The organism is Nakamurella flavida (assembly GCF_030811475.1).
GTDB lineage: Bacteria > Actinomycetota > Actinomycetes > Mycobacteriales > Nakamurellaceae > Nakamurella > Nakamurella flavida.
In genome coordinates this window covers 2,048,714-2,072,552 of the sequence record NZ_JAUSQV010000001.1, presented here as the reverse complement: position 1 = coordinate 2,072,552, position 23,839 = coordinate 2,048,714, and the positions used below count along the sequence as shown (strand labels likewise).

The following is a 23,839-nucleotide window of genomic DNA, read 5'->3' as shown; positions in this document are numbered from 1 at the left end:
GTCGTGGCCGTCAGCCTTCGCCGGTGCGCAGGTGGGCGCGTTCGCCCTGGCGGCCGAACAGGCAGAGCACCTCGACCGGCCCGGCCGTGGTCGCGCCCAGCCAGTGCGGCTCGCGGGTGTCGAACTCGGCGGCCTCGCCGGTCTCCAGGACCAGGTCCTGCTCGCCCAGCAGCAGGCGCAGCCGGCCGTTCAGCACGTACAGCCACTCGTAGCCCTCGTGGGTGCGCAGGGACAGGTCCGACGGTCGCTCCTCCGGCGGGATGATCAGCTTGAACGCCTGCAGGCCGCCGGGTCGGCGGGTGAGCGGGACGTAGACGCGGCCCTGCCGGCGCACCGGCCGCAGGTGGATCCGCGGGTCGCCGGTGGCCGGTGCGCCCACCAGCTCGTCCAGCGGTACCCCGTAGGCCTTGGCCAGGGGGAGCAGCAGTTCGAGGGTGGCCCGGCGCTGACCGGATTCCAGGCGGGACAGGGTGCTCACCGACACCCCGGTGTCCGCCGACAGATCGGCCAGGGTGAGCTCGCGGTGCAGACGCAGCGCGCGCAGCCGGGGGCCCACCGCGGTCAGGATCTGGTCCAGGTCATCGTCCATGGGCCCATCCTGCGCCTGTCTTGCCAGTACGGCAAGTATCCTTGCTCTTCTGGCGGACCGGGGTGCACGGTGCAGGTATGACCGAAACCCTGCAGTCCCGGTACGACGTCCTGGTGGTCGGCGGCGGCGCCGCCGGCCTGAGTGGCGCCCTCATGCTGGCCCGGTCCCGCCGCGCGGTGCTCGTGGTCGACGCCGGCGAGCCCCGCAACGCCCCGGCCGCGGGGGTGCACGCCTTCCTGAGCCGGGATGGGATCCCACCGCGGGAGCTGACCGCGCTCGGGCGGGCCGAGATCGTCTCCTACGGCGCGGAGGTCGCCACCGGTGAGGTGGTCGCGGTGCGCCGTGACGACCCGGCGGGGGACTTCACCGTCACCCTGGCCGACGGACGCGCCACCACGGCCCGCCGACTGCTCGTCACCTCCGGCCTGGTCGACGAGCTGGCCGACGTGCCCGGCCTGCGCGAGCTGTGGGGCTCCGACGTCGTGCACTGCCCGTTCTGCCACGGCTGGGAGGTGCGGGACACCGCCATCGGCGTGCTGGCCACCGGACCGATGGCCACCCACCAGGCCCTGCTCTTCCGCCGGCTCAGCGAGGACGTCGTGCTGTTCGAGCACACCACCACGCTGACCGACACCGACCGGGAACAGCTCGCGGCGCTGGACATCCCCGTGGTCCCCGGCCTCGTCGAGCGGCTGGAGACCGACCGGGACACCGGGCGGCTGGCCGGGGTGCGGCTCGTCGACGGCTCCGTCGTCGCCCGGCGGACGATGGTGACCGCGAGCCGGATGGTCGCCCGCGGCGGTCTGCTGAGCATTCTCGGCCTGGACCCGGTCCCGCACCCGATGGGTGCGGCGATCGGCGAGTACGTGCCGAACGAGGGCATGGGCCGGACGGCGGTGCCCGGGGTCTGGGTGGCGGGCAACGTCACCGATCTGACCGCGCAGGTGATGGCCTCGGCGGCCGGTGGCGCGATGGCCGGCGCGGCCATCCACGGCGACCTCATCCAGGCCGACCTCGCGGCCGCGCTGGCCGACCGCAGGACCGTCCCCACCGGATGAGGCTCAGCGCAGGGCGCCGTCCGGCAGCACGGCGTGCACCCCGACCGTCTCGTTGACGACCTGGGTGACCCGCATGTGCACCACCACGCTGGCCAGGGCGAAGGCCTCGGACCGTCGGACGCCGTACCGCGCGACCAGCAGGGTGACCATCGCGTCCAGGGCCTGCGCGTGGGCGGTGTCCAGGTCGGGCCCGAGGCCCATGGTGACCCAACCCGCCGGGGTGTGGGCCACCGGTGCGTCGAGCTCCCCGCCGAGCGGGCTGTCCACCAGGTCCAGGGTCGCCGTGGTGGTCATCGGGCACTCGATCGCCGTGCCGCCCACCTCGCCGTCGCCCTGGGCGGCATGCCCGTCACCGAAGGACAGCAGGCCCCCGTCCACCGGTACCGGCAGGTAGAGGGTGCTGCCGGCGACGAGCTCCCGGCAGTCCAGGTTGCCGCCCCAGCGGCGCGGCGGGATGGTCGAGTGCTCGCCCGGCTCCGGCGGCGGCATGCCGATCACCCCGAGGAACGGCCGGAGGGTCACCGTGTGGCCCAGCTGGTTCCGGCCCGTCCGGGCGACCGGGTCGAGCTCCCAGGCCAGCACGGCCGGGTCGTCGCCGGTGCCGTACCGCTCGCCCAGCGGGGTCGGCCCGCCGCTCACCGTGGTGCCCCAGCGGCCCGGAGTGATCGCGTCCAGCCGGACGGCCAGGGTGTCCCCGGCGCGGGCTCCGCGCACGGCCACCGGCCCGGTCAGCGCATGGCCCGATCCCGGCTGGTGCCCGGGCACCCGGGGGCGGTCCCGGTTCGCCCCACCCGGGTACGGCCCGGCCGACCACCAGCAGTCCAGGGTGCCGACCGTGACGGTGTCGCCGGGATCGAGATTGCGGACGGGGGGACGGTCCGGGGAGAACCAGCCGTGCAGGGTGTCACCGGCGGGGTCGAGGGTGGGCGTCACGGGGCTCCGTCCTGCGGGCCGGAGGCGGCCCGACGGGCCCACCGTAGTTCCCGCAACCCGCCCGTCACACCGGGTTGCGCCGTCGGTCATCCCGGTCGGGCACGGTGCACGCACCCGTTCCGTTCCGGACGTCCCCGGGAACGGGACGGCACCTGCGACGATGGGTCGACCCGGCCCCACGAGATCCCTGGAGCGGCACCATGCGCCTGCGCGACACCGTCGATCACCACCACCGCGGGGCATGCCGATGAGCACCCTCGTCCTGGACGGCGGGTACATCGCCACCGTCGACGCGGCCGGTACCGAGCACCTGCACGGACACGTCGTGGTGCAGGGCAACCGGATCGTGGCCGTCGGGGAGGGGGCGGCACCCACCGCCCTGACCCAGGGAGCCGACACCACCGTCGTCGACGTCACCGGCTGCCTGGTCACCCCCGGGTTGATCAACACCCACCACCACCTCTACCAGTGGGTCACCCGCGGCTTCGCCGTCGACTCCACGCTGTTCGAGTGGCTGACCACGCTGTACCCGGTGTGGGGCAACATCGACGCGGAGATCGTGCACAGCGCGGCCACCGGTGGCCTGGCCTGGCTGGCCCGCACGGGCTGCACCACCACCACCGACCACCACTACGTGTTCCCCCGCGACGGCGGTGACCTGCTCTCCGCGGAGGTGGAGGCGGCCCGCCGGGTCGGGCTGCGGTTCCACCCCACCCGCGGTTCGATGGACCTCGGGCAGAGCCGCGGCGGTCTCCCGCCGGACCACGTCGTCGAGGACATCGACGCCATCCTGGCCGCCACCCAGACGGCCATCGCCACCTACCACGACCCGGCGTTCGACTCCATGCTGCGCATCGGCGTCGCACCGTGCTCGCCGTTCTCGGTGACCGGCGACCTGCTCTCCCAGGCGGCCGTGCTGGCCCGGGAGTACGACGTCCGGCTGCACACCCACCTGTGCGAGACGCAGGACGAGGAGCGTTTCTGCCGCGAGCGTTTCGGCATGTCCCCGGTGGAGTACATGGCCTCGCTGGACTGGCTGGGACCGGACGTCTGGCTCGCCCACGCCGTCCACCTGGACGACCCGGCCATCGCCGAGCTCGCCCGCACCGGGACGTCCGTCGCGCACTGCCCGTCGTCCAACGCCCGACTGGGGGCAGGGATCGCCCGCACCCGGGCCCTGCGGGACGCCGGCGTGGCCGTCGGGCTCGGCGTCGACGGAGCCGCGTCCAACGAGGCGTCCAGCCTGCTCGAGGAGGCCCGGCACGCCGTGCTCTTCGCCCGGGCCGTGGGCGGTCCGCAGGCGTTGACCGTCCGCGACGCGCTGGACATGGCCACCATGGGCGGCGCGACCGTGCTGGGCCGGCAGGCCGAGATCGGCTCGCTGGAGCCCGGCAAGCTGGCCGACATCGCCGTGTGGCGGTTGGACACCCTGCCGCACATCGACATCGCCGATCCGGTGGCCGCTCTCGTGCTCGGCAGCCCGCCGCCGCTGGAGCTGCTGCTGGTCAACGGCCGCACCGTCGTCGAGGAGGACACGGTGACCACGGTCGAGGAGGACGACATCGCCATGGAGGTCATCGCGGCGAGCAGCACCCTGCTCGGACGCGCCCGCATCTGAGAACCCGAGATCCCCTGTGCTGCACGCCCTCCGGGGCATGCAGCTCAGGGGCCGGGTCACAGGGTGGCGGCGAAGGGGTCGTCGTCGTCGGACATGGGCGGCACCGGGTCCACCGTGCTCCGCACCGCGACGGTCTGTCCGCTCGTCACGGCCTCGTCGATGCTGACCAGGGTGTCCAGCACGTGGTACCCGAGCTCGCCGGAAGCCAGCGGACGCCGCCCGGTGCGGACGCACCGGGCGAGGTCGAGCACGCCCAGGCCCCGCCCGGCCAGCACCCCGGTGATCGGGATGCTCTCCCATTCCGGGTCCTCGTCGCGGGCGGCCGCGGCGGGGATCCGGGTGATCAGCACCTCGCCGGTGAAGTGGTTCGGATCCGGGATGACGAGAGTGCCCTCGGTGCCGGCGATCTCGACCACACCGGTGCGGGCCAGCGGGGACTGGAAGCTGAACACGCTCTGACTCACCCCGCCGCCGGTGAACCGGGCCAGGGCGCTGACGTGGGTGGGCACCTGCACGGGGAACTCGGTCCCGGCGCGATCGCCGACCTGGACGGTGCGGGTGGCCCGGCTCTGCGAACCGAAGGCGGCCACCGTCTCCACCGGACCGAACACCTGCACCAGGGTGGTGATGTAGTACGGCCCCATGTCGAAGAGCGGTCCGGCGCCGGGCGCGAACAGGAACTCCGGGTTCGGGTGGAAGATGTCCGGGCCGATGTACTGCATGACGGTCTGCGCGGTCAGCGGCGTGCCGATGTCGCCGCGGGCGATGGCCCGCCGGGCGGTCTGCACCCCGGGCCCGAGCACGGTGTCCGGCGCCACGCCCATCAGCAGGCCGGCCTGGTCGGCCTGGGCCAGCAAGGCCAGCCCGCTCGGTCGGTCGACGCTGATCGGCTTCTCGGTCCACACGTGTTTGCCGGCCGCCAGGATCTGCGACGCCACCTGGGCGTGCACGGCCGGGATGGTCAGGTTGACCACCAGTTCGACCTCCGGGTGGTCCAGCACGTCCTGCGCCGAGCCCGACTCCGGCACACCCCACTTCTGCGCCTGCGCGCGGGCCCGCTCCGGATCCAGATCGCCGAGGATCAGCACCCGCACGTCCGGGAACGCGGTCAGGTTCTCCAGGTAGGTGTCGCTGATCATCCCGGTGCCGATGAAGCCGACCCCGACCGGTCCGGAGCCGGTCCCGGGACGGGTCCCGCCGGCGCTCATCGCAGACCGTTCGCGTGGAAGTACTCGACGCTGTCGCGCACGCCGTCCAGGACGTCGCCACCCGCGTAGTGGTCGAACTCGATGACCCCGAACTCGGTCGACGGCGCCGCGGCCAGGTACTCCAGCAGCGGCAGGTCGCCGCGGCCGGCCGGCCGCTGGTCGAGCCGGGTCGGGTCCATCCGGGCCGCGCCGGGTCGGAACGGGTCGTCACCGATCACGCCGTCCTTGAGGTGCAGGGCCCTGACCCGTTCACCGAGCCTGCCGAGCAGGGCGGCGACGTCCTGGCGTGCGGTGGCCGCCCAGTACAGGTCGACCTCCAGGGCCACGTCGTCGCGGAGCGCGTCGGCGAACACCTCGTACCCGCTGACGCCGCGGAAGGACACCGCGAACTCCTGGGAGTGGTTGTGGTATCCGACGCGCAGCCCCTGATCGGCGGCCTTCCCGGCGGCGTCGTTCAGGCGTCGCGCGGTGGCCAGAACCGCGTCCTCGTCCAGCCAGCGGTCGGCGGCCACGAACGGGTCGATGACGATCTCCAGGCCCAGGGTGCGGGCCGCGGTGAACACCCGGTCCTGACCGGGCGGCCCGGCCTGGGCGTCGGCCAGGGCCGGGTCGTCGAAGCCGAGGCCCTCGGAGAGCAACGACGCGTGACCGGTCCGGGCGCGCAGGCCGGCGCGGGACAACGCCTCGGCGAGTTCGGGCGCCCGATCGACGAAGTCGAACACCTCGACCTCGCGCAGGCCCATGGCCGCGAGGGCGGCCAGGGTGCCGTCGAGGTCGGAGGTCAGGGCGTCGCGGACGGAGTAGAGCTGGACGGAGAGAGCCGCACTGGTCATGGATCGACGCTAGGGCGTGCGACGGGGTCGTCGCCAGTCGAGGCATCCCGATCCAGCGTCGGGCGCGGGCCAGTCAGTCAGTCAGTCAGTCAGTCCAGGATCCACACCTCGGCGTGTTCCCCGGCGTCCAGGTGGGTGACGTCCTCCGGGACGACGATCATCGCGTCGGCCCCGGCGAGCCAGCCGAGCAGGTGCGATCCCGGCCCGCCCCACACGGTGACGGTGCCGGCCGCGGCGTCCAGGTGGGCGCGACGGAACTGCCGGCGGCCGGCCGGGGAGTCGAGCGGACCGGTGAGCGGCACGGAGACCATGGGCCGGGTGATCACCGGCTGCCCCATGGCGGCGCGCAGGGCCGGCCGGACGAACACCTCGAACGAGACGTAGGAGCTGACCGGGTTGCCCGGCAGGGTGATCACCGGTGTGCCGTCGAGACGACCGGCGCCCTGGGGCATCCCGGGCTGCATGGCCACCTTGGCGAACTCCACCCCGCGGTCGGTCAACGCGTCCTTGACCACCTCGAAGGCCCCGGCGGACACGCCGCCGGAGGTGAGGATCAGATCGACGCCGCCGGCCGCCTCGGCGGCGGAGGACAGTGCGGCCAGGAAGGTGGGCACGTCGTCGGCGACGAATCGTGCCACCACCGGTTCCCCGCCGGCCCCGGCCACCGCGGCGGCGAGCATGGCCGAGTTCGACTCGTAGATCTGCCCCGGGCCGAGATCGTGCCCGGGCTCGACGAGTTCGGTCCCGGTGGACAGGATGAGCACCCGCAGTGGGCGCCGGACCGGGAGTTCGGCGAAGCCGAGGGCGGCGGCCACCCCGATCTGCGGCGGCCCGATCGGGGTGCCGCGGGTGAGCACCGTGGCCCCGGCCAGCACGTCCTCGCCGCGGCCGCGGATGTGCACCCCGGGAGCCGGCGCGCTGTCGATGCGCACGGTGCCCGCGCCGGGCTCGCCCTGTCCGCCGTCGGTCCGTTCCACCTGCACGATCACCTCGGCGCCGTCGGGCATCGGCGCTCCGGTCATGATGCGGGCCGCGGTGCCCGGAGCCAGCGGGGCGGTGTCCGTCCGACCGGCCGGGATGTCCTGCGAGACGGGCAGGGTCACCGGGCCGTCGACCAGTCCGGTGAGATCGGCCGCGCGCACGGTGTAGCCGTCCATGGCGGAGTTGGCGAAGGGAGGCAGGTCGATGGTGGCGACCAGATCGGCGCCGAGCACCAGTCCCCGCGCCCGGTCGAGCGGCACCGACACGGTCGGGGTGGGGGAGAACAGGGCGGAGACGACGGCGGCGTGCTCTTCGACGGTGCGCATGGGGTCATTCTGCGCCGGGCGGAGTCCGTTCCCGGGGGTGCACCCCGCAGACGCCGACGGCGCCGCCGGGACGAACCCGGTGACGCCGCTGGACGTGCGTGCCGCCCGGTGGGCGGCGGGTGGATCAGCTGCCGAAGACGTTCTTGGCGGCGTCCTTGACCTTCTCGCCGGTCTGCTTGGTGCTGGCGCTGGCCTGGTCGGCCTGGCCCTCGGCCTTGAGGTCGTTGTTGTCGGTGACGTTGCCGGTCGCTTCCTTGCCCTTGCCCAACAGGTCCTCGGCAGCGTTCTTGATCTTGTCGCCCATGCTCATGGGATCTCCCGTCGTTGTTCTCGCCGGCCGACCGGTCGGTCGATCGGCTTCTCCGTGGGTCGCCCGGGCCGGTTCGGCCTTTACGACGTAATTCAGGATACCCGGACGGGGCTCAACGGCCCTGCCCGGCGTGGTGGTCGCGTTCGGCGGCGTCCTCGCTCAGCAGCTGCAGGCGGTCGAGCAGCTGTTCCAGCGCGTCCTCGAACTCCTCCGCCGACCGGTCCTCCGCCAGCGCTCCGCTGAGCCGGTCGATCACCGGGTACTCGCTCAGATCGGTGCCCGCCGGTGTCGCGGTCTCGTCCGGCTCGTCCAACGGGGTGATCTGCGCGTCGAGCCCGGCGACCTCGAGGAGCAGATGCCCGAGCAGGAAGCTGGAGAACGCCCGGTAGGCCGCGACGGCGGCGCGGTCGTCGAACCCGCAGGCGCGCAGGGTGGTCAGGAACGACTCCGTCCACCGCAGGCTGCGGAGCGGTGGGTGGAGCCAGGGAGCGGCCGGTGGGCGGGTCGCCAGCAGCGGGAACACCTTGGGGTGCTTGAGGGCGATGCGCCGCAGCCCGTGGGAGAGCCGCTGCAGGTACTCCTGCCAGTCGGTGGCCTCCAGGTAGACCTCGGGGTCGTCGTAGAGCTCGTCGACCACGCTCTCCACCACGCCGTCGAGCAGGTCCTCCCGCCCGGGCACGTGGTGGTACAGGGCCATCGCCTCCACGCCCAGGTGGGCACCGAGGCGGCGCATGGTCAGCCGCCGCAGGCCGTCCTCGTCGATCAGCTGGATGGCGGCGGTCAGGATCCGGCGTCGGTCGAGCGGTTCGCGCACCCGGGCCTCGCGCACCCGGACCTCGCGAACGGCCCCATCGGCGCTCGTCGGTCGGTTCATCGGGTCCTCCGTTCGGCCCGCGATCGGGCCGTCGACCTCCACCCTAGGCGCCCGCGCGTCGGTCATTCCCCGCCCGGGGGGGTTCAAACACCGGACCCCCCCGGCCGCCGACCCCGGATTCTCCGCAGGTCAGGACCCACCCACCCGGGCCGCCACCTCGGTCGGGCCGGCCTCGCTCCCGCCCCGGCGGGCGATCTCCGCGGCCATCTCGGCCCGGGACTCCAGCGTGCAGACCGCGATCACCGAGCCGGCCGGCAGACCGGCGTCCAGCAGGCGCACCAGCGCCGCGGTCTCCCCGTCGGCCTCGGGCACGTCCATCACGCCCGCCTCGGCGGCGCCGGCCCGCCACAGGCGCTCCATCTCGCCGGGCTCCCGACCGCGCAGGTACTTGCGCTGGGCCGCGATGAGCAGGTGGTCGGCGGCCACCGCCGCCATCGCCCCCATCGCGTGCAGGGCCTCGTCGGGGCGGTCGCCCGCGGTGCCGACGACGACACCGAGCTCCCCGCCGGGCAGCCGCAGGGCGTCGGCCACCTCCAGCAACGAGGCCAGCGACGCCTCGTTGTGGGCCAGGTCCAACACGATCGCCGTGCCGTCCAGCTCGTAGACGTTCAGCCGTCCGGCGTTGTGGGCGGCGTCCGCGGCGAAGGTGGCCAACCCGCGCCGCACGGCGTCCTTGCCCACCCCCAGGCCCAGCGCGGCGGCCGAGGCGGCGAGCACGTTGGCCACGTTGACCCGGGACGAGCCGGCCAGGGTGAGCGGGACGTCGGCGACGGCGATGATCGGGGTCGGGTCCAGCCCGTGGCCGAGCACGACGACCACCCCGTCGATGACGGTCGTGGCCCGGCCGCCGGCGGCGAGAGCCTCGTCCAGGTGCGGGTTGTCGGGATCGGTCGAGTAGTACCAGGGCCGGGCCCGGGACACCGCCCGCATGCCGAGCACCAGGGGATCGTCGGCGTTGAGCACGGTCCACCCGCCGGGCTTGGTGATCCGGACGATCACCGACTTCACCTCGGCCAGCTGCTCGACCGTGTGCACGCCGAGCAGGCCGAGGTGGTCGGCGCTGATGTTGGTGACCACCGAGACGTCGTTGGCGGCCGTCCCGATGCCGCGCAGCAGGATTCCGCCGCGGGCGGTCTCGGTCACCGCGACCTGGACGGTGGGGTCGGCCAGCACCCGGGCGGCGCCGCCGGGCCCGGACCAGTCACCGGTCTCCACCTCCACCCCGTCGATGACGATGCCGTCGGTGGAGGACCAGCCGGGCACCCGGCCCCCGGCCCGGATCAGGTGGGCGATGAGCCGCGTGGTGGTGGTCTTGCCGTTGGTCCCCGTCACCGCGACGACCGGGATGCCCGGGCGCAGGGGGGTCACCGTCTCGCCCGGGTCGTGGCCGGCCAGGGCCGGGCGGATGCCGGCCAGGGCGGCGCCGACCGTCGTGCCCCGGGCGGTGACGGCGGCGAAGGCCTCGGCGACGGCCTCGGCGAACACCTCCGCGGTCCCGCGGTGGCGGAACGGGAAGGCCACGATCACCGTGTCGTCGTCACCGGGCCGGGCGACCGCGGCCAGCCGGGTGGTGATCCGGGCCGCGGCCCGGCGGACCAGGGCGGCGGCCAGCTCGGCGGTGGCCAGGGCACGCGTCTCGGAGAACGGCAGGCCGACGGCCGGCCGGCGCACCCGCAGTGCGCGCTGCCACCCGACGAAGTCGGCGGCGTCGGCGACCAGGGCCGGCCCGGCGTCCAGGGTCACCGCGACCGCGGGCCGGGAGAAGTACAGGTTCGGGCCGGTCAGCACCCGGATCTGCGCCGGCCGGACGACGGGGGACAGGGCGGGCTCCTGGCTCATGGCCGCACCCTAGGGCAGCGGGGGGCCACGGGGACTACCGGTGGCCGCCGGGTGGGTGCGCGATGGCGGCGGTGACGATCTGGTCGTGCCCGGGGATCAGTCGTCCGTGGGTCTGCGCCGCGACGGTCAGCAGCTTGTCGAGCGAAGCGTCGGCCGCCTCCTCGTCCGCAGCGGTCCCGCCGGCACAGGATCCGCAGGTCACCCGGTCGAGCAGGTTCTGGGCCAGGTCCGTGGCATCGGCGGTGAAGATCCAGCTGCCGGTCCGGGGCAGGTCGACCCGGAACGACAGGTGCCCGGGGGTGTGCCCGGGGGTGGTGAGAGCAGTGACCCCGGGCGCGATCTCGGTGTCCTCGTCGAGCAGCTGCCAGGTCGTGGCGGGATCGGAGAAGTCGGGGGCGTGGAACCCGTCGGCCAGTCCGACGGCGCCGCTGCGGGCGAACTCCAGCTCGTGGCGGTGCAGGGCGACCGGGACGCCCGCGCGGGCCAGGGTGGGCACACCACCGGAGTGGTCCAGGTGGAGATGGCTGACCGCGGCCAGGACGAGATCGGCGGGCGCCAGGTCGACGGTGGCCAGGGCGGCGACCATCGGATCCCCGGCCAGGCCCCAGTTCCACCGGGCCGGGTCCGGTGGCTCCGGGCGGAGGTGCCCGCGGACCGGGGTCGGATCGGCGCCACCGGATTCCGCGGCCGCGGCGTAGGCCGCCTGGTTGTCCGCGGAATCCAGTGCGGCACGGGACATCCCGGTGTCCAGCAGCACCCAGCCGTCCTCGGTGTCGACCAGCACGCCGAACAGCGGTTCCCAGCCGAGCCGTGCCGAGCCGCCCCGCAGCGACAGGAACTTGCCGACCCGCTCGGCCCCGTACTGCAGGACGAAGAGCCGGCGGGCGGTCCCGGTCACCGCCGGGTGCCGGCGGTGACCGGGGCGGCCGGTGCCGGTCGGGACGAGACCCCGATCCGGGACAGGATCAGGTAGACCGCGCCGGTGATGAGGATGCCGGGCACCCAGGAGAGGTCGGCCCCGCCCCAGGACGCGGCCACCGATCCCACGAAGGCGCCGTTGGCCACGAAGGGCAGCGAGCCGCCCACCCCGACGAAGAACGAGATCATGGCCTTGCCGTTGACGCCGCCGACGGTCCACGTCGCCGGGTCGTGCATGTACTCACCGCGGGGCACGAACAGCGCCTGCACGTCGTAGACCCCACGCCGGACGAGGTAGAAGTCCAACAGGTTGATGGTCCCCCAGGGCACGAAGGTCAGCATCAGGACGGACAGGAACACCCCCAGCTGGGCGTAGAAGTCGTCCGAGGCGCGCAGGCCGATCAGCACCCCGATGACCAGGGTGGGCAGCAGCATCACCACCCGCACGGTGAACGACGGCTTCAGCCGGACGAACGAGGACACCGCGGTGATCAGGTTGAGCATCGCCCCGTACAGGTTCAGCGCGTTGTTGCCGGCGATGGCCAGGGCGGTGACCAGCAGGACGGCGACCGCGAGCACGTCGTTGCCGATGAGCTGGCGCACCGACTGGAAGACGTCGCCGTCCGGGAACTGCAGGCTCAGCACGACACCGAGCACGTTGGCCCAGATGGCGGAGACGAAGACGCCGGCGAAGGTCCAGCCGAAGGCGGCCGAGGCGGACGTGTCGGCGGGCAGGTAGCGCGAGTAGTCCGAGACGTAGGGCGCGTAGGTCAGCAGGAAGGTGGCGACGAGGCCGACGGCGGTGAAGAACGGACCGGGGGAGAAGGTGTTGTCACCGACCTGCATGCCGCCGCTGCCGACGATCGCCGCCACCGTGACGACGACCAGAGTCACCGCGAGCGGCCACAGCGCCCACTTGGCGGCGAGGTGGATGGCCCGGTAGCCGGCCAGGGCCAGCGCCAGGCTGACCAGGGCCAGCAGCACCAGCCCCTGGTTGACGCTGAACAGGTCCGGTGCCGCCGCCGAGAGGGCCTGCCCGCTGACCACCGCGGTGGTGACGAAGAAGCCCAGGTACAGGAACGCGGCCAGCACCACGGGCAGCAGTGCGCCGTAGAAGCCGAACTGCCCCCGGCTCTGGATCAGTTGCGGCACACCGAGTCTGGCCCCCTGGACGGAGTGCAGGGCCATGAAGGCGCCGCCCACCAGGTTGCCGATGACCACGGCGACCAGGGCCCACAGCAGGCCGTTGCCGACCGCGACGGCCAGCGCCCCGAAGATCGCGTTGCCCAGGCTCAGGTTGCTGGAGAACCACACCGGGAACAGGTCGCGGGCGCGACCGTGCCGTTCCGAGTCCGGCACCACCTCGATGTGGTTGACCTCGAGCTTGCCGGTGGCGGCGGTGGATTCGGTCATCTGGGGGCTCCCGGGGGCCGGCAACGACGGAGGCGGGCAGCGGGCGCCGTCCGGACTGCTGGATAACTTATAATCCGTACCGGTACGGGACAAGGGTCGACGACCGTTCCGGCCCAGGGTTTACACGGCTGTAGCACGCGAGTGTCGGACGGTGCGCGGGCGGCGCCGGACAGTGCCGGGCAGGGCCGGTCAGCGCCGGTCAGCGAGGGACGGCGACGAACGCCACGGGGCCGGGCTCGGGCCCGTCACCGCGCCGGGAGCAGACGTCCGGGGGAGGACGTCAGGGGAAGAGCAGACTCCGCACGGCGGCGCCGGTCTCGGCGATGTGCCGGGCCGCCACCTTGCCGGCCTCCCGGGCCCTGCTCGCCGCCACCAGCTCGGTCAGTTCGCGATGGATCTCGATCCAGTGGTCGCCGAGATCGGCGGCCACGGTGGAGAAGTAGAACCGGGCCCGCTTCTCCATCTCCGCGGAGGTGGCCTCCAGGACGGAGTTGTGCGCGGCCGCCCGCAGCGCGGCGTGGAACCGGGCGGTGTGCAGCACGAGCGAGTCGGTGTCCCGCCGGCGCACGGCCGCGGCCTCCCCGTCCACCGCGTCCTGCAGGGTGGCCAGCTGGTCGTCGGTGCGGCGGGCGGCGGCCCAGCGGGCCACGCTGTCCTCGACCACGGCGCGGAACTCGAAGAGCTCCATCAGTTCGGTCTCCGAGCGCTCGCGGACCCGGACCCCGTGCCGGGGTTTGATGTCCACCCAGCCCGCCTCGTGCAGCGAGCGCAGCGCCTCACGCACCGGGATGCGGCTCACCCCGTAGTGGGCGGCCAGGTCGTCGGCATGCAGACGCTGGCCGGGCTGCAGCGTGCCGGTGATGATCGCCGACTCGAGCTGGTCGTGGATCCGGGACGGCAGGGTGGTGGAGCCGAACATGGTGGGGAGTCGGCCGCCCAGGTCCACCCGCTCGGTCGTCGTGCTCACGCTCGTCCCCACCTGATCACTCCTCGTCCCCCGACAGTCGCGCAGCGCTGCACTGCGCTCGGGATGAAGTATATGAGCGGGGCGTTCGCCGGCCGTCGGGTCGGCGGCTCCGGCACGTGGGCGCACCGGTCACGAGCCCGCCGTCCCGTGCAGGAAGTCCAGGGCGGTCAGGGTGTAGAGAGCGGCGCAGCGCAGCACCTCGTCCTCCTCGGCGTGATCGTCGATGCCGGCGGAGAAGGTGGGTTGCGGGCCGAAGCACAGCGCCGGGACGCCGCGTTGCCGCCACCGGCTCGCGTCGCTGGCAGGCAGCCGGACGGCCGGGTCGTGCGGCGCTCCGCGCACCGTCCGGGCCGCCCGCTGCCAGCTGGTGGCCAGCGCGGAGTCCGGCGAGGTCCAGTTCGCGTCCCAACCCTTGATGCGCGCGACGGCGATGCCGGGGATGTCGCCGAGGGTGTCCCGGACGAGCTGCTCGGCGTCGTCGGCGGGCAGGCCGGGCGGCAGGCGCAGATCCAGCTCGGCCGTCGCGCCGGTCGCGACCTGACCGATGAAGGTGCCGCCGGCCACGGTCCCGACGTTGACGGTCAGCTCCAGTCCGGTGTCACCCGGCACCCCGGTGAGGTCGGCCATCGCGGTGAGGTCGGCGGGCAGTGCGCCGCGTCGGCCCGTCAGGTCGTCGACCCGCCGCACCGCCTCGGCGAGCCGGGCGGTGGCCGAGGCGCCGCGCCGCACCGACGAGGAGTGCCCCGGGTCGCCCACGGCGGTCACCCGGAGCCACAGCACCCCCTTCTCGCCCAGCGCCAACCGCTCGAAGCCGGGGCCCTCACCGCAGATCAGGCCGTCGCCCAGCAGGTCGGGATGGGTGCGCAGCAGGAAGGCGGCCCCGTTGTCGCCGAACACCACCTCGTCGCTCACCGCGGCGAAGGTGATCCGGCCGGGCCAGTCGCCGCGCCGCTGCTCCAACAGGTCGACGGCGGTGACCATGGCGGCCACGGCGCCCTTCATGTTGCCCATGCCCAGCCCGTACAGCCGCCCGTCCCGGCGGGTCAGCTCCCACACCGGGACCGACCAGGCGGCCTCGTCGCCGGGCGGCATGGTGTCCAGGTGCACGTTGAGGATCAGGTGGGCCCCCGGCCGACCCGAGTCCAGGCCGGCCAGCACGGACGGCATCAGCGGATCGGTGTGCTCGGTGCGGGTGTCGATCCCCCGGTCGCCGAGCGCGGCCGCCACCACCCCGGCCACCTGACGGGTGTCGCCGGGCGGATTGACACTGGGTGCGGCGACGAGATCGGCGCACAGGGCGACGATCTCCTCCCGCCGCCCGGCCACGTCCGCCAGCACCTCGGTGCCGACGTCGGTGCCGACCCCGGCGGTGACCGGACCCCCGGGGCTGCTCGTTGCGGTCATCGCTGTCCTCTCCTGTGGCCGTCCGGTCCCGCCGGGTCGTGCCGGTGGGATCGGGTGGGGCTGACGGTGCCGGTCGTGGGTGGGATCGGCGTCAGGCGACGGCCGACCAGACGAACCGCCGCCAGTCGGCGGCGGCGTAGGGGGCCCCGCGCCGGGTGCCGGCGGCCACCACGGCGCCGAAGACCGGGTCGCCGCCGTCCCGGTCGCGGACGCCGTGCCCCCGGGCCGAGAGGTCGTCCCGGGCCGGATGGCCGGCCTCGACGAGCAGTTCGGCGTGTTCGCTGCGCCAGCGGGGCGCGGCCACCGCGGTGGCCAGGTCGTCGCCCCGTCGCAGGGCCGTGAGGACCTGCAGCAGCGTCTGGATCTGTCCGTCCGCACCGGGGGTGGCCAGGGCGAGCACGTCGCCGTTCCGGTCGACCGTCAGCGCGGGGGCCAGGGTGTGCACCGGACGGGCGCCGGCGGCCGGGGCGTTGGCCCCGTCGGTGAAGCCGGCGCCGCGGTTGTTCAGGGTGCAGCCGAGCTCGGGCACCCAGATGCCGCTGCCGAAGTCGTCGAACACGCTGACCAGGCTGGAGACGACCATCCCGGCGGCGTCCGCGACGGCGACGCCGGCGGTGTGCAGGTAGGCGCGCGGGCCGCCGCGGCGGGTGGCCCGCTCGGGATCCACCACGAGCTCGGCGTCCAGCAGGGCCGCCCCGCGGAAGCAGTCCGCGCGGTGGGCGAACACCGCCTCGGTCAGCTCGACCAGCAGGTGGTCGTCGGCCGGTGGCCGGTCCTGCAGCCAGGCCAGCGCCATGGCCAGCAGCACCCCCTGCGACGGTGGCGGCTGGACGTGGGCGTTGCCCCCGTCCCAGGCGAGCGCCAGGGGCGGCGACAGATCGGTGACGTGGGCGGCCAGGTCGTCGACGGACAGCGTCCCGCCGTGCCGGCCGACCGCGGCGGTGATCGCGGCGGCGGCCGGGCCCCGGTAGAACGCGTCGGGCCCCTGCCCGGCCAGCGCGTCGAGCGCGTCGGCCAGCGCGGGCTGCCGCCACCGGTCGCCGGCGGACAGCGCGAGCAGGTCCCAGCCGCCGGCTCCGCCGGCCTGCAACCGGGGCCGTTGCTGGGCCACCGCAGCCGCCAGGTCGGTGTCCACCACGGCGCCGCGGCGGGCGAGTCGGCGGGCGGGGGCGAGGATCTCGGTGACGGGGAGTCGGCCGTACCGCTCGTGCGCGGCGAACCATCCGGCCACCATGCCGGGCACCGTGACCTGGGCGCCGATCCCGATCCCGGTGGCCGACCCGCCGGGCACGGGCCGGGCCGCGCTGCGACCACTGCCGTTCACCGCGCCCACCGTGCCGTCCGGTTCGTGCACCAGGGCGAACATGTCGCCGCCCAGTCCCGCCGAGTGCGGCATGAGCACGGCGACGACGGCCTGTGCGGCGATGGTGGCGTCGACCGCCGTCCCCCCCGCCTGCAGGGCGCGGACGGCGGCCGCGGCGGCCGACGGGTGGGCCGCGGACACGGCCCCGAGATCACCGGTCAGCGCACGGCAGTGCACCGCCGGTCCGGGTCGGCGTGGCGTGGCGTGATGAGGCGTCGTCATGGGTCTCCGGGGTGCGCCGGGACGGTGGGCCTCGACAGTATGAATTATATTTGATTCGATCGGTAGGACACCGATCCCGGGGGAAGCAGGCGCGCAGTGATCATGGCCAGAGTCCGGTCCGCCCCGGTGGGCACCGCTCGCCCGGCGCAGCCGTGAGCTCGATCCTGGTCGTGGGCGGCAGCACCGGGATCGGCGCCGCTGCCGTCCGCGCCTTCCGCGATCGTGGCGACACCGTCACCCTGGCCGACCGTAACGAGGTCGACGGCCGGGCGGTCGTCGGGGAGCGGCGCGCGGGCGCGGCGCACTTCCTGCCCGCCGATGTCGGCGACGCCTCCTCGCTGGGCCCGCTGGTCGCGGCGGCCGCCGACCTCGGGGGTGGCCTGGACACGGTCTTCTACAACGCCGGTGTGCTGCATGCCTTCCCGTTGGGCGAGTGGACGGCCGAGGCGTTCGACCGGAGCGTGGCGGTCAACCTCCGCGGGCCGTTCCTGCTCACCCAGGCCGCCGCTCCCCACCTGCGGGCCTCGACCTGCGGGCGGGTCATCCTCACCTCGTCCACCGGCGCCCTGCGCGGCCACGCCGGGATGGCGCCCTACCACGCGACCAAGGCCGGTCTGCTCGGACTGGTGCGGGCGCTGGCCGACGAGCTCGGCCCGCACGGCGTGACGGTGAACGCCGTCCTGCCGGGGTGGGTGGACACCCCGTTCAACGACGCGTTCTGGTCGCACCAGGACGATCCGCCGGCGGCGTTGGCCGACCTGGTCGGCCGGATCCCGTTGCGCCACCAGGCGTCCGCGGACGAGATCACCGGCCTGCTGACCTTCCTGGCCTCCGCCGCATCGGGCTACATCACCGGCCAGGCCCTGGTCATCGACGGCGGTTACACCGCCGTCTGAGCCGCCCCCGTTCCACCCACCTGCGATCGTCACCTGACGAGGAGTGCCATGGACGTGTTCCAGAACCCGGCGGCCGGCGTGGTCGGCGACGGCGTGTTCGGCCCGGAGACCCGCGAGCCCGCGGCGGTGCACAGCGCACTCCCGGGGTACGCGGCGACACCACTGGTGTCGTGCCCGTCGCTGGCACGGCGGCTGGGGGTGGCGTCGGTCCTGGTCAAGGACGAGGCCAGCCGGCTGGGGCTGCCGTCGTTCAAGATCCTCGGTGCGTCCTGGGCGACCCTGCGGGAGATCGGCCGGGCCTGGCTGGCCGAGGACCCCGCCCCGACGGGCGATCTCGATCTGCTCCGCGAGCGGCTGGCGGGTCTGCCCGGCCGTCGCCGGCTGGTCGCGGCCACCGACGGCAACCACGGTCGCGGGGTGGCCCGGATGGCCCGGCTGCTCGGCCTGGAGTGCGAGATCTTGCTGCCGGAGGGTTCCGCACAGGCGCGGCTGGACGGCATCTCCTCGGAGGGTGCCACCGTCCTCGTCGTGCCGGGCGACTACGACGACGCCGTGGCGGCCGCCGCCCGGTACGCGGCGCCGGACACCCTGGTCATCTCCGACACCTCCTGGCCCGGTTACGATCTCGTTCCCCGGGAAGTCGTCCGCGGGTACTCCACCATGTTCTTCGAGATCGACGACCAGCTGGCTGCGCAGGGGTGGGCCGCGCCGACGGTGGTGGCCCTGCAGGCCGGGGTGGGTGCGTTCGCGGCGGCCGGCCTGCGCCACTACCGGGCCACCGACACCGCCACGCGCACGGTGCTCGTCGAGCCCGACCGCGCCGCGTGCCTGCTGGCGTCGGCGCGGGCGGGCGGTCCGGTCGCCGTGCCCGGCCCGCATCTGTCATCGATGGCCGGGCTCAACTGCGGTGCGCCGTCCCCGCTGGCCTGGCCGGTGGTGGCGGCCGGGACGGATGTGTTCGTGGCCATCGGTGATCAGGCCGCGGAGGAGGCCATGCGGGCCCTGGCCGCCGAGGGGATCGCCGCGGGGGAGTCGGGGGCGGCGTCGCTGGGCGGTCTGCTCGCCGTGGTCGAGGACGGGACCGACGAGCAGCGGGCGGCGCTGGGGTTGACCCCGGCGAGCCGGGTGCTGCTGGTGAACACCGAGGGGGTGACCGACCCGGTCAACTACCGGCGGGCCACCGGCCTCGAGGTCGCGGCCGTGGGGTGAGATGACGGCGGTGGGCCGGATCTGGTGCACTGTCCGGCGATCGGCCGGCACGTGCGACAGCGACCCGGAGGGGGAGTCATGACCTCACCCGTGGAGCCGGGGGCCCCGGGGGCGGACTCCGACGCGCTGCCCGCCGCGGCCGTGCGGATCGCGTCCGGCCTGCCCGATGTGACCGTCACCCGACCCTTCGGGCCCGACTACGACGTCGGCAAGGTGCGCGGCAAGGTGTTCGTGCTGACCACGGCGGTGCCCGGCGCGCCGATCGTCACCGTGAAGTGCGAACCCGAACAGGCGGTGGCCCTGCGCGCGGAGTTCGCCACCATCACCCCGGGGTACCACATGAACAAGCGGCACTGGATCTCGGTCGCCGACGGGCCGGGCATCACCGAACAGCTGGTCACGGATCTCGTCGTCGACGCCTATCTCCTCGTCGTGGAGGCGATGCCGGTGTCCCGGCGTCCGGTCCTGCCCGACCATCTCGCGCGCCACCTCCGCCCACGCCGATGACCCCGGAGCCCGGCGCGGGTGGGCCTGCGGCCCGCCCGGTCAGCTCGTGGGACTGGCCGTCATCTGTGCCCGGTCCCGGGGGACGGCGGTGACCCGGTAGTCCGCCCAGCGGACCCTGCGGGTGCGGAGCCAGTAGGCGATGGCCGAACCGGGCCAGTTCTGCGTGTGCTTGCCGTTCTCGGTGATGAACCAGTTGGTGCAGCCCTGGGCGTACACGGTGCGGCGGCTGCGCTTCTGCATCGTGGTGCTGAACGAGCTGTGCACCTCCGGGCGCAGATCCATCACGGCCGGGGCCTGTCGCTGCAGCCGGCGCACGGCGTCGGTGATGTAGGCCAGCTGCGCCTCGATCATGAACACGATGGAGTTGTGGCCGACGTTGGTGTTGGGCCCGTACACCAGGAAGAGGTTCGGGAACCCGGTGACGGTTATCCCCAGATAGGCCTCCGCGCCCTCCCGCCAGGCCTGGCTCAGTTCCTGGCCGTCCCGGCCGACGATCCGCAGCGACGCGAGGAACTCGGTGGCCCGGAAGCCCGTGCCGTAGACGATGACGTCGGCGGGGTGTTCGGTGCCGTCGGCGGTGACCACGCCGCCGGAGGTGATCCGGGCGACGGCATGGTCGACGACCCGGACGTTGGGCCGGCGCAACGCGGCGTACCAGTCGTTGGAGATGAGGATGCGCTTGCAGCCGAACCGGTCCACCGGATCCACCTTGGCCCGCAGCTCGTCGTCGGGCAGCTGGTCGCGCAGGTAGTGCCGGAACTTGCGTTCCACCGTGGCGAAGAGCGCGGGGTAGTGGTTGAAGCGGATGGAGAACAGTTCCTTGAGCAGGAATGTCCGGTACCGCTCGGCGCGCAGCCGCCACCGGCTCAACGGGGCGTCGTAGACCGCGTCGTCCTTGGCGATGACGTAGCCGGGGGAACGCTGGAACACCGTCAGCGACTCCGGTTCCGCGGCGATGGCCGGGACGAACTGGATGGCACTGGCGCCGGTGCCGACCACGGCCACCCGCTTGCCGGCGAGGTCGACGTCGTGGCGCCAACGGGCGGAATGGAAAGCGGGACCGGCGAAGTCGTCACGGCCCGGCACCGGCGGATAGGCCGGCGCGCTCATCTGCCCGCAGGCGGTCACCAGGATGTCGGCGGTGACGGTCTCCCCGCCGGCCAGTTCCAGGACCCAGATCCCGCGCGCCTCGTCGAAGGTGGCACCCAGCACGGTGGTGTCGAACCGGATGTGCTCCAGGATCCCGAACCGTTCGGCCACCTCGGCCAGGTACTCCAGGATCTCCGGCTGGTGGCTGAACTTCCGGGTCCAGTCGCGCTTCGGGGCGAACGAGTACGAGTACAGGTACGACGGCACGTCGCACGCGGCGCCCGGATAGTCGTTCTCCCGCCAGACCCCGCCCAGCGATGCGGCGCGTTCGAGAACGGTGACCTCGACGCCCATCTCGCGCAGCTCGATGGCTGCGCCGACCCCGCCGAAACCGGCGCCGACCACGGCGGCGCGAAGTGCTCCCATGGCAGGACCGTAGCAGTCGTATTTTTTTGTCAGGAAGCCCCGCGACCAGGTTCGTCGCATCTCTTGACGGGGGGCAGATAATTTATATAGTCATCTCCATCCTCCACAGAGCAGTGGTGTCCGCGCACATCCTGAACGAGGTCCCGATGGCTGCTTCCGTTCTGCGTTCGTCCCTGGCTCTCGGCGCTGCGCTGGCCCTCGCGGTCACCGCCGGCTGCGGGGGATCCAGCACACCGGCGGGCTCGACGGGCGGGTCGGCCGGGGCCATCGGTGCCTCGATCCCCCCAGCCTCGTCAGCCGGCTCCGTGTCCGTCCCGTCATCGGCGGGCTCGTCCGCGGGGGCGTCGTCCTCGGGCGGCTCCGCTCCGGAACTCACCCGCCCGGCCACCGACGGCGCCGTGCCGGCCGCGGTGAGCGCGGCCTGCACGGCCGCGGCATCGCCGACGATCGCCGCGATCCAGGAGCGGGGTTCGATCAACTGGGCGACCGGCATCTCGCCGCCGTTCACGTTCAAGGACTCCAGCGGCCAGTACGCCGGGGTCGAACCGGACAACGCCGCCGAGCTGTCCGCCATCCTGGGCGTCCCGGTGACCATCAACGAGTACGACTACGGCCTGCTGCCGCCGGCCATCACCACCGGCAAGGCCGACATCGTCGGTGCGCAACTGTTCAACACCGAGGAACGCGCCAAGGTCGTCGCGTTCAGCGATCCGTACTACATCTCCGGCCAGCTGTTCTACGTCCTGAAGGACGGCCCGTTCCAGACCATCGCCGATCTGGACTCCCCGGACAACCGGTTCGTCTTCGGGACCGGCAACGCCCAGGGTGGGGTGGCCGAGAAGGTCATCCCGAAGGCTCCGCGGTCCGAGGCGCCGCTGCGCGGACAGCCGCTGCTGGTGGACTTCCTGTCCACGAACCGCGCCGATTCCTCGATGACCGAGGGCGGCCTGATGAAGGTGCTGCTCACCCAGTACCCGCAGCTCGCCGCGATCGGCAACAACGGGCGGGTCACCACCGAGCGTCCCACCGAGGCCGACCAGATCGATCCGTTCGACGTGGCCTTCGCCTTCGGTCAGGGCGACACGGGATTCGCCGGTTGCATCAACGCCTGGGTGGCCGATCTGGTCGACACCGGTCGGATGGCCGAGCGCATCGAGTACTGGTCGCAGGCCATCGAAGGATCCTGAGCCGACCACCGCTCGCCACCGATCACCGGAATCGGAAGGACACCGATGGCCGACTACACGTTCGACTTCTCCTGGGTTCCCGACAACTGGCCGCTGTACCTGCGCGCGGCGCTGATCACCCTGGAGATCCTGGCCTGGTCCGCCGTCTTCTCCCTCGTCATCGGGCTGCTGGTGGGTGTCGGCCTGACATCCACGAAGTGGTGGGTCCGCACGCCGGTCCGGGCCTACGTCGACCTGTTCCGGCTCACCCCGCTGCTGCTGCAGATCATCGCGCTGTTCTTCCTCATCCCGGTGCTCACCGGGGTGAACATCAGTGCCACCTGGAGCGGCATCATCGCGCTGTCGCTCAACTACGGCGCCTTCTTCGCCGAGATCTTCCGGGCCGGCATCACCTCCCTGGAGCGCGGGCAGTGGGAGGCCGGCTCGGCCATGGGGATGAGCCACGTGACGGTGCTGCGGCGGGTCATCCTGCCGCAGGCGGTCCGGCGGATGCTGCCCCCGGTGGGCAGCATGCTGGTCAGCCTGACCAAGGACACCTCGCTGGTGTCGGTGATCGGCGTGGCGGAGCTGCTGTCCATCAGCCAGAGCGTCGGGGCGCAGACCTTCCGGAACATCGAGACGCTGCTCTTCGCCACGCTCTTCTACCTGGCCATCAACATCCCGCTGGCCGTGGCGGTCAACCGGTTGCACCGCAAGCAGGTCGTCGATGCCTGATCAGACAGGAGCCGCAGAGGTGGAGACCGTCGCCGTCCCGACCGGGCCGGTCCCGCCGGCGACCCCACCTCCGGTGCAGGCGCTGCCCGCGGCGCCACCACCCGCCGAGGCGGTCTCCGGTCGAGCCCCCGTCCTGCCGCCCGGGCAGTTCCACCCCGTCGAGGTTCGCGGCCTGCAGAAGTCGTTCGGGCTGGTGGAGGTGTTGGGCGGGGTCGACCTGGACATCCAGGCCGGCGAGGTCGTCGTGATCCTCGGCCCGAGCGGGTCGGGCAAGTCGACCCTGCTGCGCTGCCTGAACATGCTGGAGCGGCCGACCGGGGGCAGCGTGCGCGTGCTCGGCACCGAGGTCACCGGCCGCCGGCCGGATCTCGTCGGGCTGCGCCGCCGGGTCGGGATGGTGTTCCAGCAGTTCAACCTGTTCCCGCACCGGACCGTGCTGCAGAACGTGATGGAAGGACCGCTCACCGTCCTGAAGATGGATCGCGACGCCGCCCGGGACCGGGCCCTGGCCCTGCTCACCCGGGTCGGGGTGGCCGAGAAGGCGGACGTCAAGCCGCGCCGGCTCTCCGGTGGGCAGCAGCAACGGGTGGCCATCGCCCGGGCGTTGGCCCTGGAGCCGGAGATCATGCTGTTCGACGAGCCCACCTCGGCCCTGGACCCGGAACTGCGCTCCGAGGTGCTCGACGTCATGCGGTCGTTGGCCGACGACGGCATGACCATGGCCGTGGTCACCCACGAGATGGACTTCGCCCGCAGGGTCGCCCACCGCGCCGTGTTCCTCGACGGCGGCCGCATCGTCGAGCAGGGCGACCCGCGGACCATGCTGGCCCATCCGGAATCCGCCCGGCTGCAACGGTTCCTGAACCTCGTCTACTGGCACGGCGAACCGGCGCCCCTCCCCGCCGAGGAGACGCCGGGCGCGTCCTGATCGACCGCGCCCGGCGTGACCCCCGGC

General features: G+C 73.3%; 22 protein-coding genes. 8 read left to right on the top strand and 14 right to left on the bottom strand.

Translation table 11 applies throughout. The annotated features are described in order from the left end of the window. Nucleotides 1-10 precede the first annotated feature (10 nt). Nucleotides 11-589, bottom strand: coding sequence for a helix-turn-helix domain-containing protein (locus J2S58_RS09315; protein ID WP_205258164.1), 579 nt, complete (start codon nucleotides 587-589; stop codon nucleotides 11-13). A gap of 77 nt (nucleotides 590-666) precedes the next feature. Between J2S58_RS09315 and J2S58_RS09310 the strand changes: the two genes are divergently transcribed. Continuing rightward, entirely contained in the window at nucleotides 667-1,647 is a 981-nt protein-coding gene (locus J2S58_RS09310; protein ID WP_240189316.1) for an NAD(P)/FAD-dependent oxidoreductase, read from the top strand. A gap of 3 nt (nucleotides 1,648-1,650) precedes the next feature. Here the strand turns inward: J2S58_RS09310 and J2S58_RS09305 are convergent, their stop codons facing one another. Further along, entirely contained in the window at nucleotides 1,651-2,580 is a 930-nt protein-coding gene (locus J2S58_RS09305) for an acetamidase/formamidase family protein (RefSeq protein WP_205258165.1), read from the bottom strand. Nucleotides 2,581-2,827: 247 nt separating this feature from the next. On the opposite strand from J2S58_RS09305, the gene J2S58_RS09300 reads away from it, so the two are divergent. Next, complete coding sequence (locus J2S58_RS09300) at nucleotides 2,828-4,198, top strand: 8-oxoguanine deaminase (protein ID WP_205258166.1); 1,371 nt, start codon at nucleotides 2,828-2,830, stop codon at nucleotides 4,196-4,198. Between the two features lie 56 nt (nucleotides 4,199-4,254). Here J2S58_RS09300 and J2S58_RS09295 read toward each other — a convergent pair whose 3' ends face one another. From J2S58_RS09295 to J2S58_RS09245, 11 genes are all read right to left on the bottom strand, one after another. Next, nucleotides 4,255-5,406, bottom strand: coding sequence for a Gfo/Idh/MocA family protein (locus J2S58_RS09295; RefSeq protein WP_205258167.1), 1,152 nt, complete (start codon nucleotides 5,404-5,406; stop codon nucleotides 4,255-4,257). Next, nucleotides 5,403-6,239, bottom strand: coding sequence for a sugar phosphate isomerase/epimerase family protein (locus J2S58_RS09290; RefSeq protein WP_205258168.1), 837 nt, complete (start codon nucleotides 6,237-6,239; stop codon nucleotides 5,403-5,405). The genes J2S58_RS09295 and J2S58_RS09290 overlap by 4 nt, the downstream gene beginning before the upstream one ends. An 89-nt stretch (nucleotides 6,240-6,328) precedes the next feature. Further along, on the bottom strand, nucleotides 6,329-7,546 hold the full coding sequence (gene moeA, locus J2S58_RS09285; RefSeq protein WP_205258169.1) for a molybdopterin molybdotransferase MoeA: 1,218 nt from the start codon (nucleotides 7,544-7,546) through the stop codon (nucleotides 6,329-6,331). Between the two features lie 124 nt (nucleotides 7,547-7,670). Then, on the bottom strand, nucleotides 7,671-7,856 hold the full coding sequence (locus J2S58_RS09280; RefSeq protein ID WP_205258170.1) for a CsbD family protein: 186 nt from the start codon (nucleotides 7,854-7,856) through the stop codon (nucleotides 7,671-7,673). A 112-nt stretch (nucleotides 7,857-7,968) separates the two neighbouring features. Further along, complete coding sequence (locus J2S58_RS09275; protein ID WP_205258171.1) at nucleotides 7,969-8,730, bottom strand: TetR/AcrR family transcriptional regulator; 762 nt, start codon at nucleotides 8,728-8,730, stop codon at nucleotides 7,969-7,971. 129 nt (nucleotides 8,731-8,859) lie between these two features. Then, nucleotides 8,860-10,569 (bottom strand): Mur ligase family protein, encoded by a 1,710-nt coding sequence (locus tag J2S58_RS09270; RefSeq protein ID WP_205258172.1) that lies wholly within the window; start codon nucleotides 10,567-10,569, stop codon nucleotides 8,860-8,862. A gap of 34 nt (nucleotides 10,570-10,603) precedes the next feature. Then, nucleotides 10,604-11,467, bottom strand: a complete 864-nt coding sequence (locus tag J2S58_RS09265; protein ID WP_205258173.1) for an N-acyl homoserine lactonase family protein — start codon at nucleotides 11,465-11,467, stop codon at nucleotides 10,604-10,606. Further along, the gene (locus J2S58_RS09260; RefSeq protein WP_205258174.1) at nucleotides 11,464-12,900 is read right to left on the bottom strand and encodes a purine-cytosine permease family protein; all 1,437 of its coding nucleotides are present in this window, start codon (nucleotides 12,898-12,900) and stop codon (nucleotides 11,464-11,466) included. The genes J2S58_RS09265 and J2S58_RS09260 overlap by 4 nt, the downstream gene beginning before the upstream one ends. Before the next feature lie 280 nt (nucleotides 12,901-13,180). After that, nucleotides 13,181-13,867, bottom strand: a complete 687-nt coding sequence (locus J2S58_RS09255; RefSeq protein ID WP_205258175.1) for a GntR family transcriptional regulator — start codon at nucleotides 13,865-13,867, stop codon at nucleotides 13,181-13,183. 129 nt (nucleotides 13,868-13,996) lie between these two features. Next, a complete protein-coding gene (locus J2S58_RS09250) occupies nucleotides 13,997-15,271 on the bottom strand; it encodes a M20 family metallopeptidase (RefSeq protein ID WP_205258176.1) in 1,275 nt (424 codons plus the stop codon). A gap of 91 nt (nucleotides 15,272-15,362) precedes the next feature. Continuing rightward, nucleotides 15,363-16,856: a gamma-glutamyltransferase gene (locus J2S58_RS09245; protein WP_205258177.1), complete on the bottom strand. Its 1,494-nt coding sequence runs from the start codon at nucleotides 16,854-16,856 to the stop codon at nucleotides 15,363-15,365. Between the two features lie 152 nt (nucleotides 16,857-17,008). On the opposite strand from J2S58_RS09245, the gene J2S58_RS09240 reads away from it, so the two are divergent. The 3 genes from J2S58_RS09240 to J2S58_RS09230 all read left to right on the top strand — a co-directional run bounded on the left by J2S58_RS09240 (nucleotide 17,009) and on the right by J2S58_RS09230 (nucleotide 19,468). After that, complete coding sequence (locus J2S58_RS09240) at nucleotides 17,009-17,752, top strand: SDR family NAD(P)-dependent oxidoreductase (protein ID WP_205258178.1); 744 nt, start codon at nucleotides 17,009-17,011, stop codon at nucleotides 17,750-17,752. A 48-nt stretch (nucleotides 17,753-17,800) separates the two neighbouring features. Further along, nucleotides 17,801-18,961 carry a diaminopropionate ammonia-lyase gene (locus J2S58_RS09235; RefSeq protein ID WP_205258179.1) on the top strand — a complete coding sequence of 387 codons (1,161 nt, stop codon included), beginning with the start codon at nucleotides 17,801-17,803 and terminating at the stop codon, nucleotides 18,959-18,961. A 78-nt stretch (nucleotides 18,962-19,039) separates the two neighbouring features. Continuing rightward, nucleotides 19,040-19,468 carry an MmcQ/YjbR family DNA-binding protein gene (locus tag J2S58_RS09230; protein WP_205258180.1) on the top strand — a complete coding sequence of 143 codons (429 nt, stop codon included), beginning with the start codon at nucleotides 19,040-19,042 and terminating at the stop codon, nucleotides 19,466-19,468. 39 nt (nucleotides 19,469-19,507) lie between these two features. Here the strand turns inward: J2S58_RS09230 and J2S58_RS09225 are convergent, their stop codons facing one another. Further along, a complete protein-coding gene (locus tag J2S58_RS09225) occupies nucleotides 19,508-20,983 on the bottom strand; it encodes a flavin-containing monooxygenase (RefSeq protein WP_205258181.1) in 1,476 nt (491 codons plus the stop codon). A gap of 146 nt (nucleotides 20,984-21,129) precedes the next feature. On the opposite strand from J2S58_RS09225, the gene J2S58_RS09220 reads away from it, so the two are divergent. From J2S58_RS09220 to J2S58_RS09210, 3 genes are read left to right on the top strand one after another with little or no spacing between them, the layout of a single operon-like run. Then, nucleotides 21,130-22,170, top strand: coding sequence for an ABC transporter substrate-binding protein (locus tag J2S58_RS09220; RefSeq protein ID WP_205258182.1), 1,041 nt, complete (start codon nucleotides 21,130-21,132; stop codon nucleotides 22,168-22,170). A 45-nt stretch (nucleotides 22,171-22,215) separates the two neighbouring features. Beyond that, nucleotides 22,216-22,884, top strand: a complete 669-nt coding sequence (locus tag J2S58_RS09215) for an amino acid ABC transporter permease (protein WP_205258183.1) — start codon at nucleotides 22,216-22,218, stop codon at nucleotides 22,882-22,884. Next, nucleotides 22,877-23,812: an amino acid ABC transporter ATP-binding protein gene (locus J2S58_RS09210; protein ID WP_205258184.1), complete on the top strand. Its 936-nt coding sequence runs from the start codon at nucleotides 22,877-22,879 to the stop codon at nucleotides 23,810-23,812. The genes J2S58_RS09215 and J2S58_RS09210 overlap by 8 nt, the downstream gene beginning before the upstream one ends. The last annotated feature ends 27 nt before the right edge of the window (nucleotides 23,813-23,839 follow it).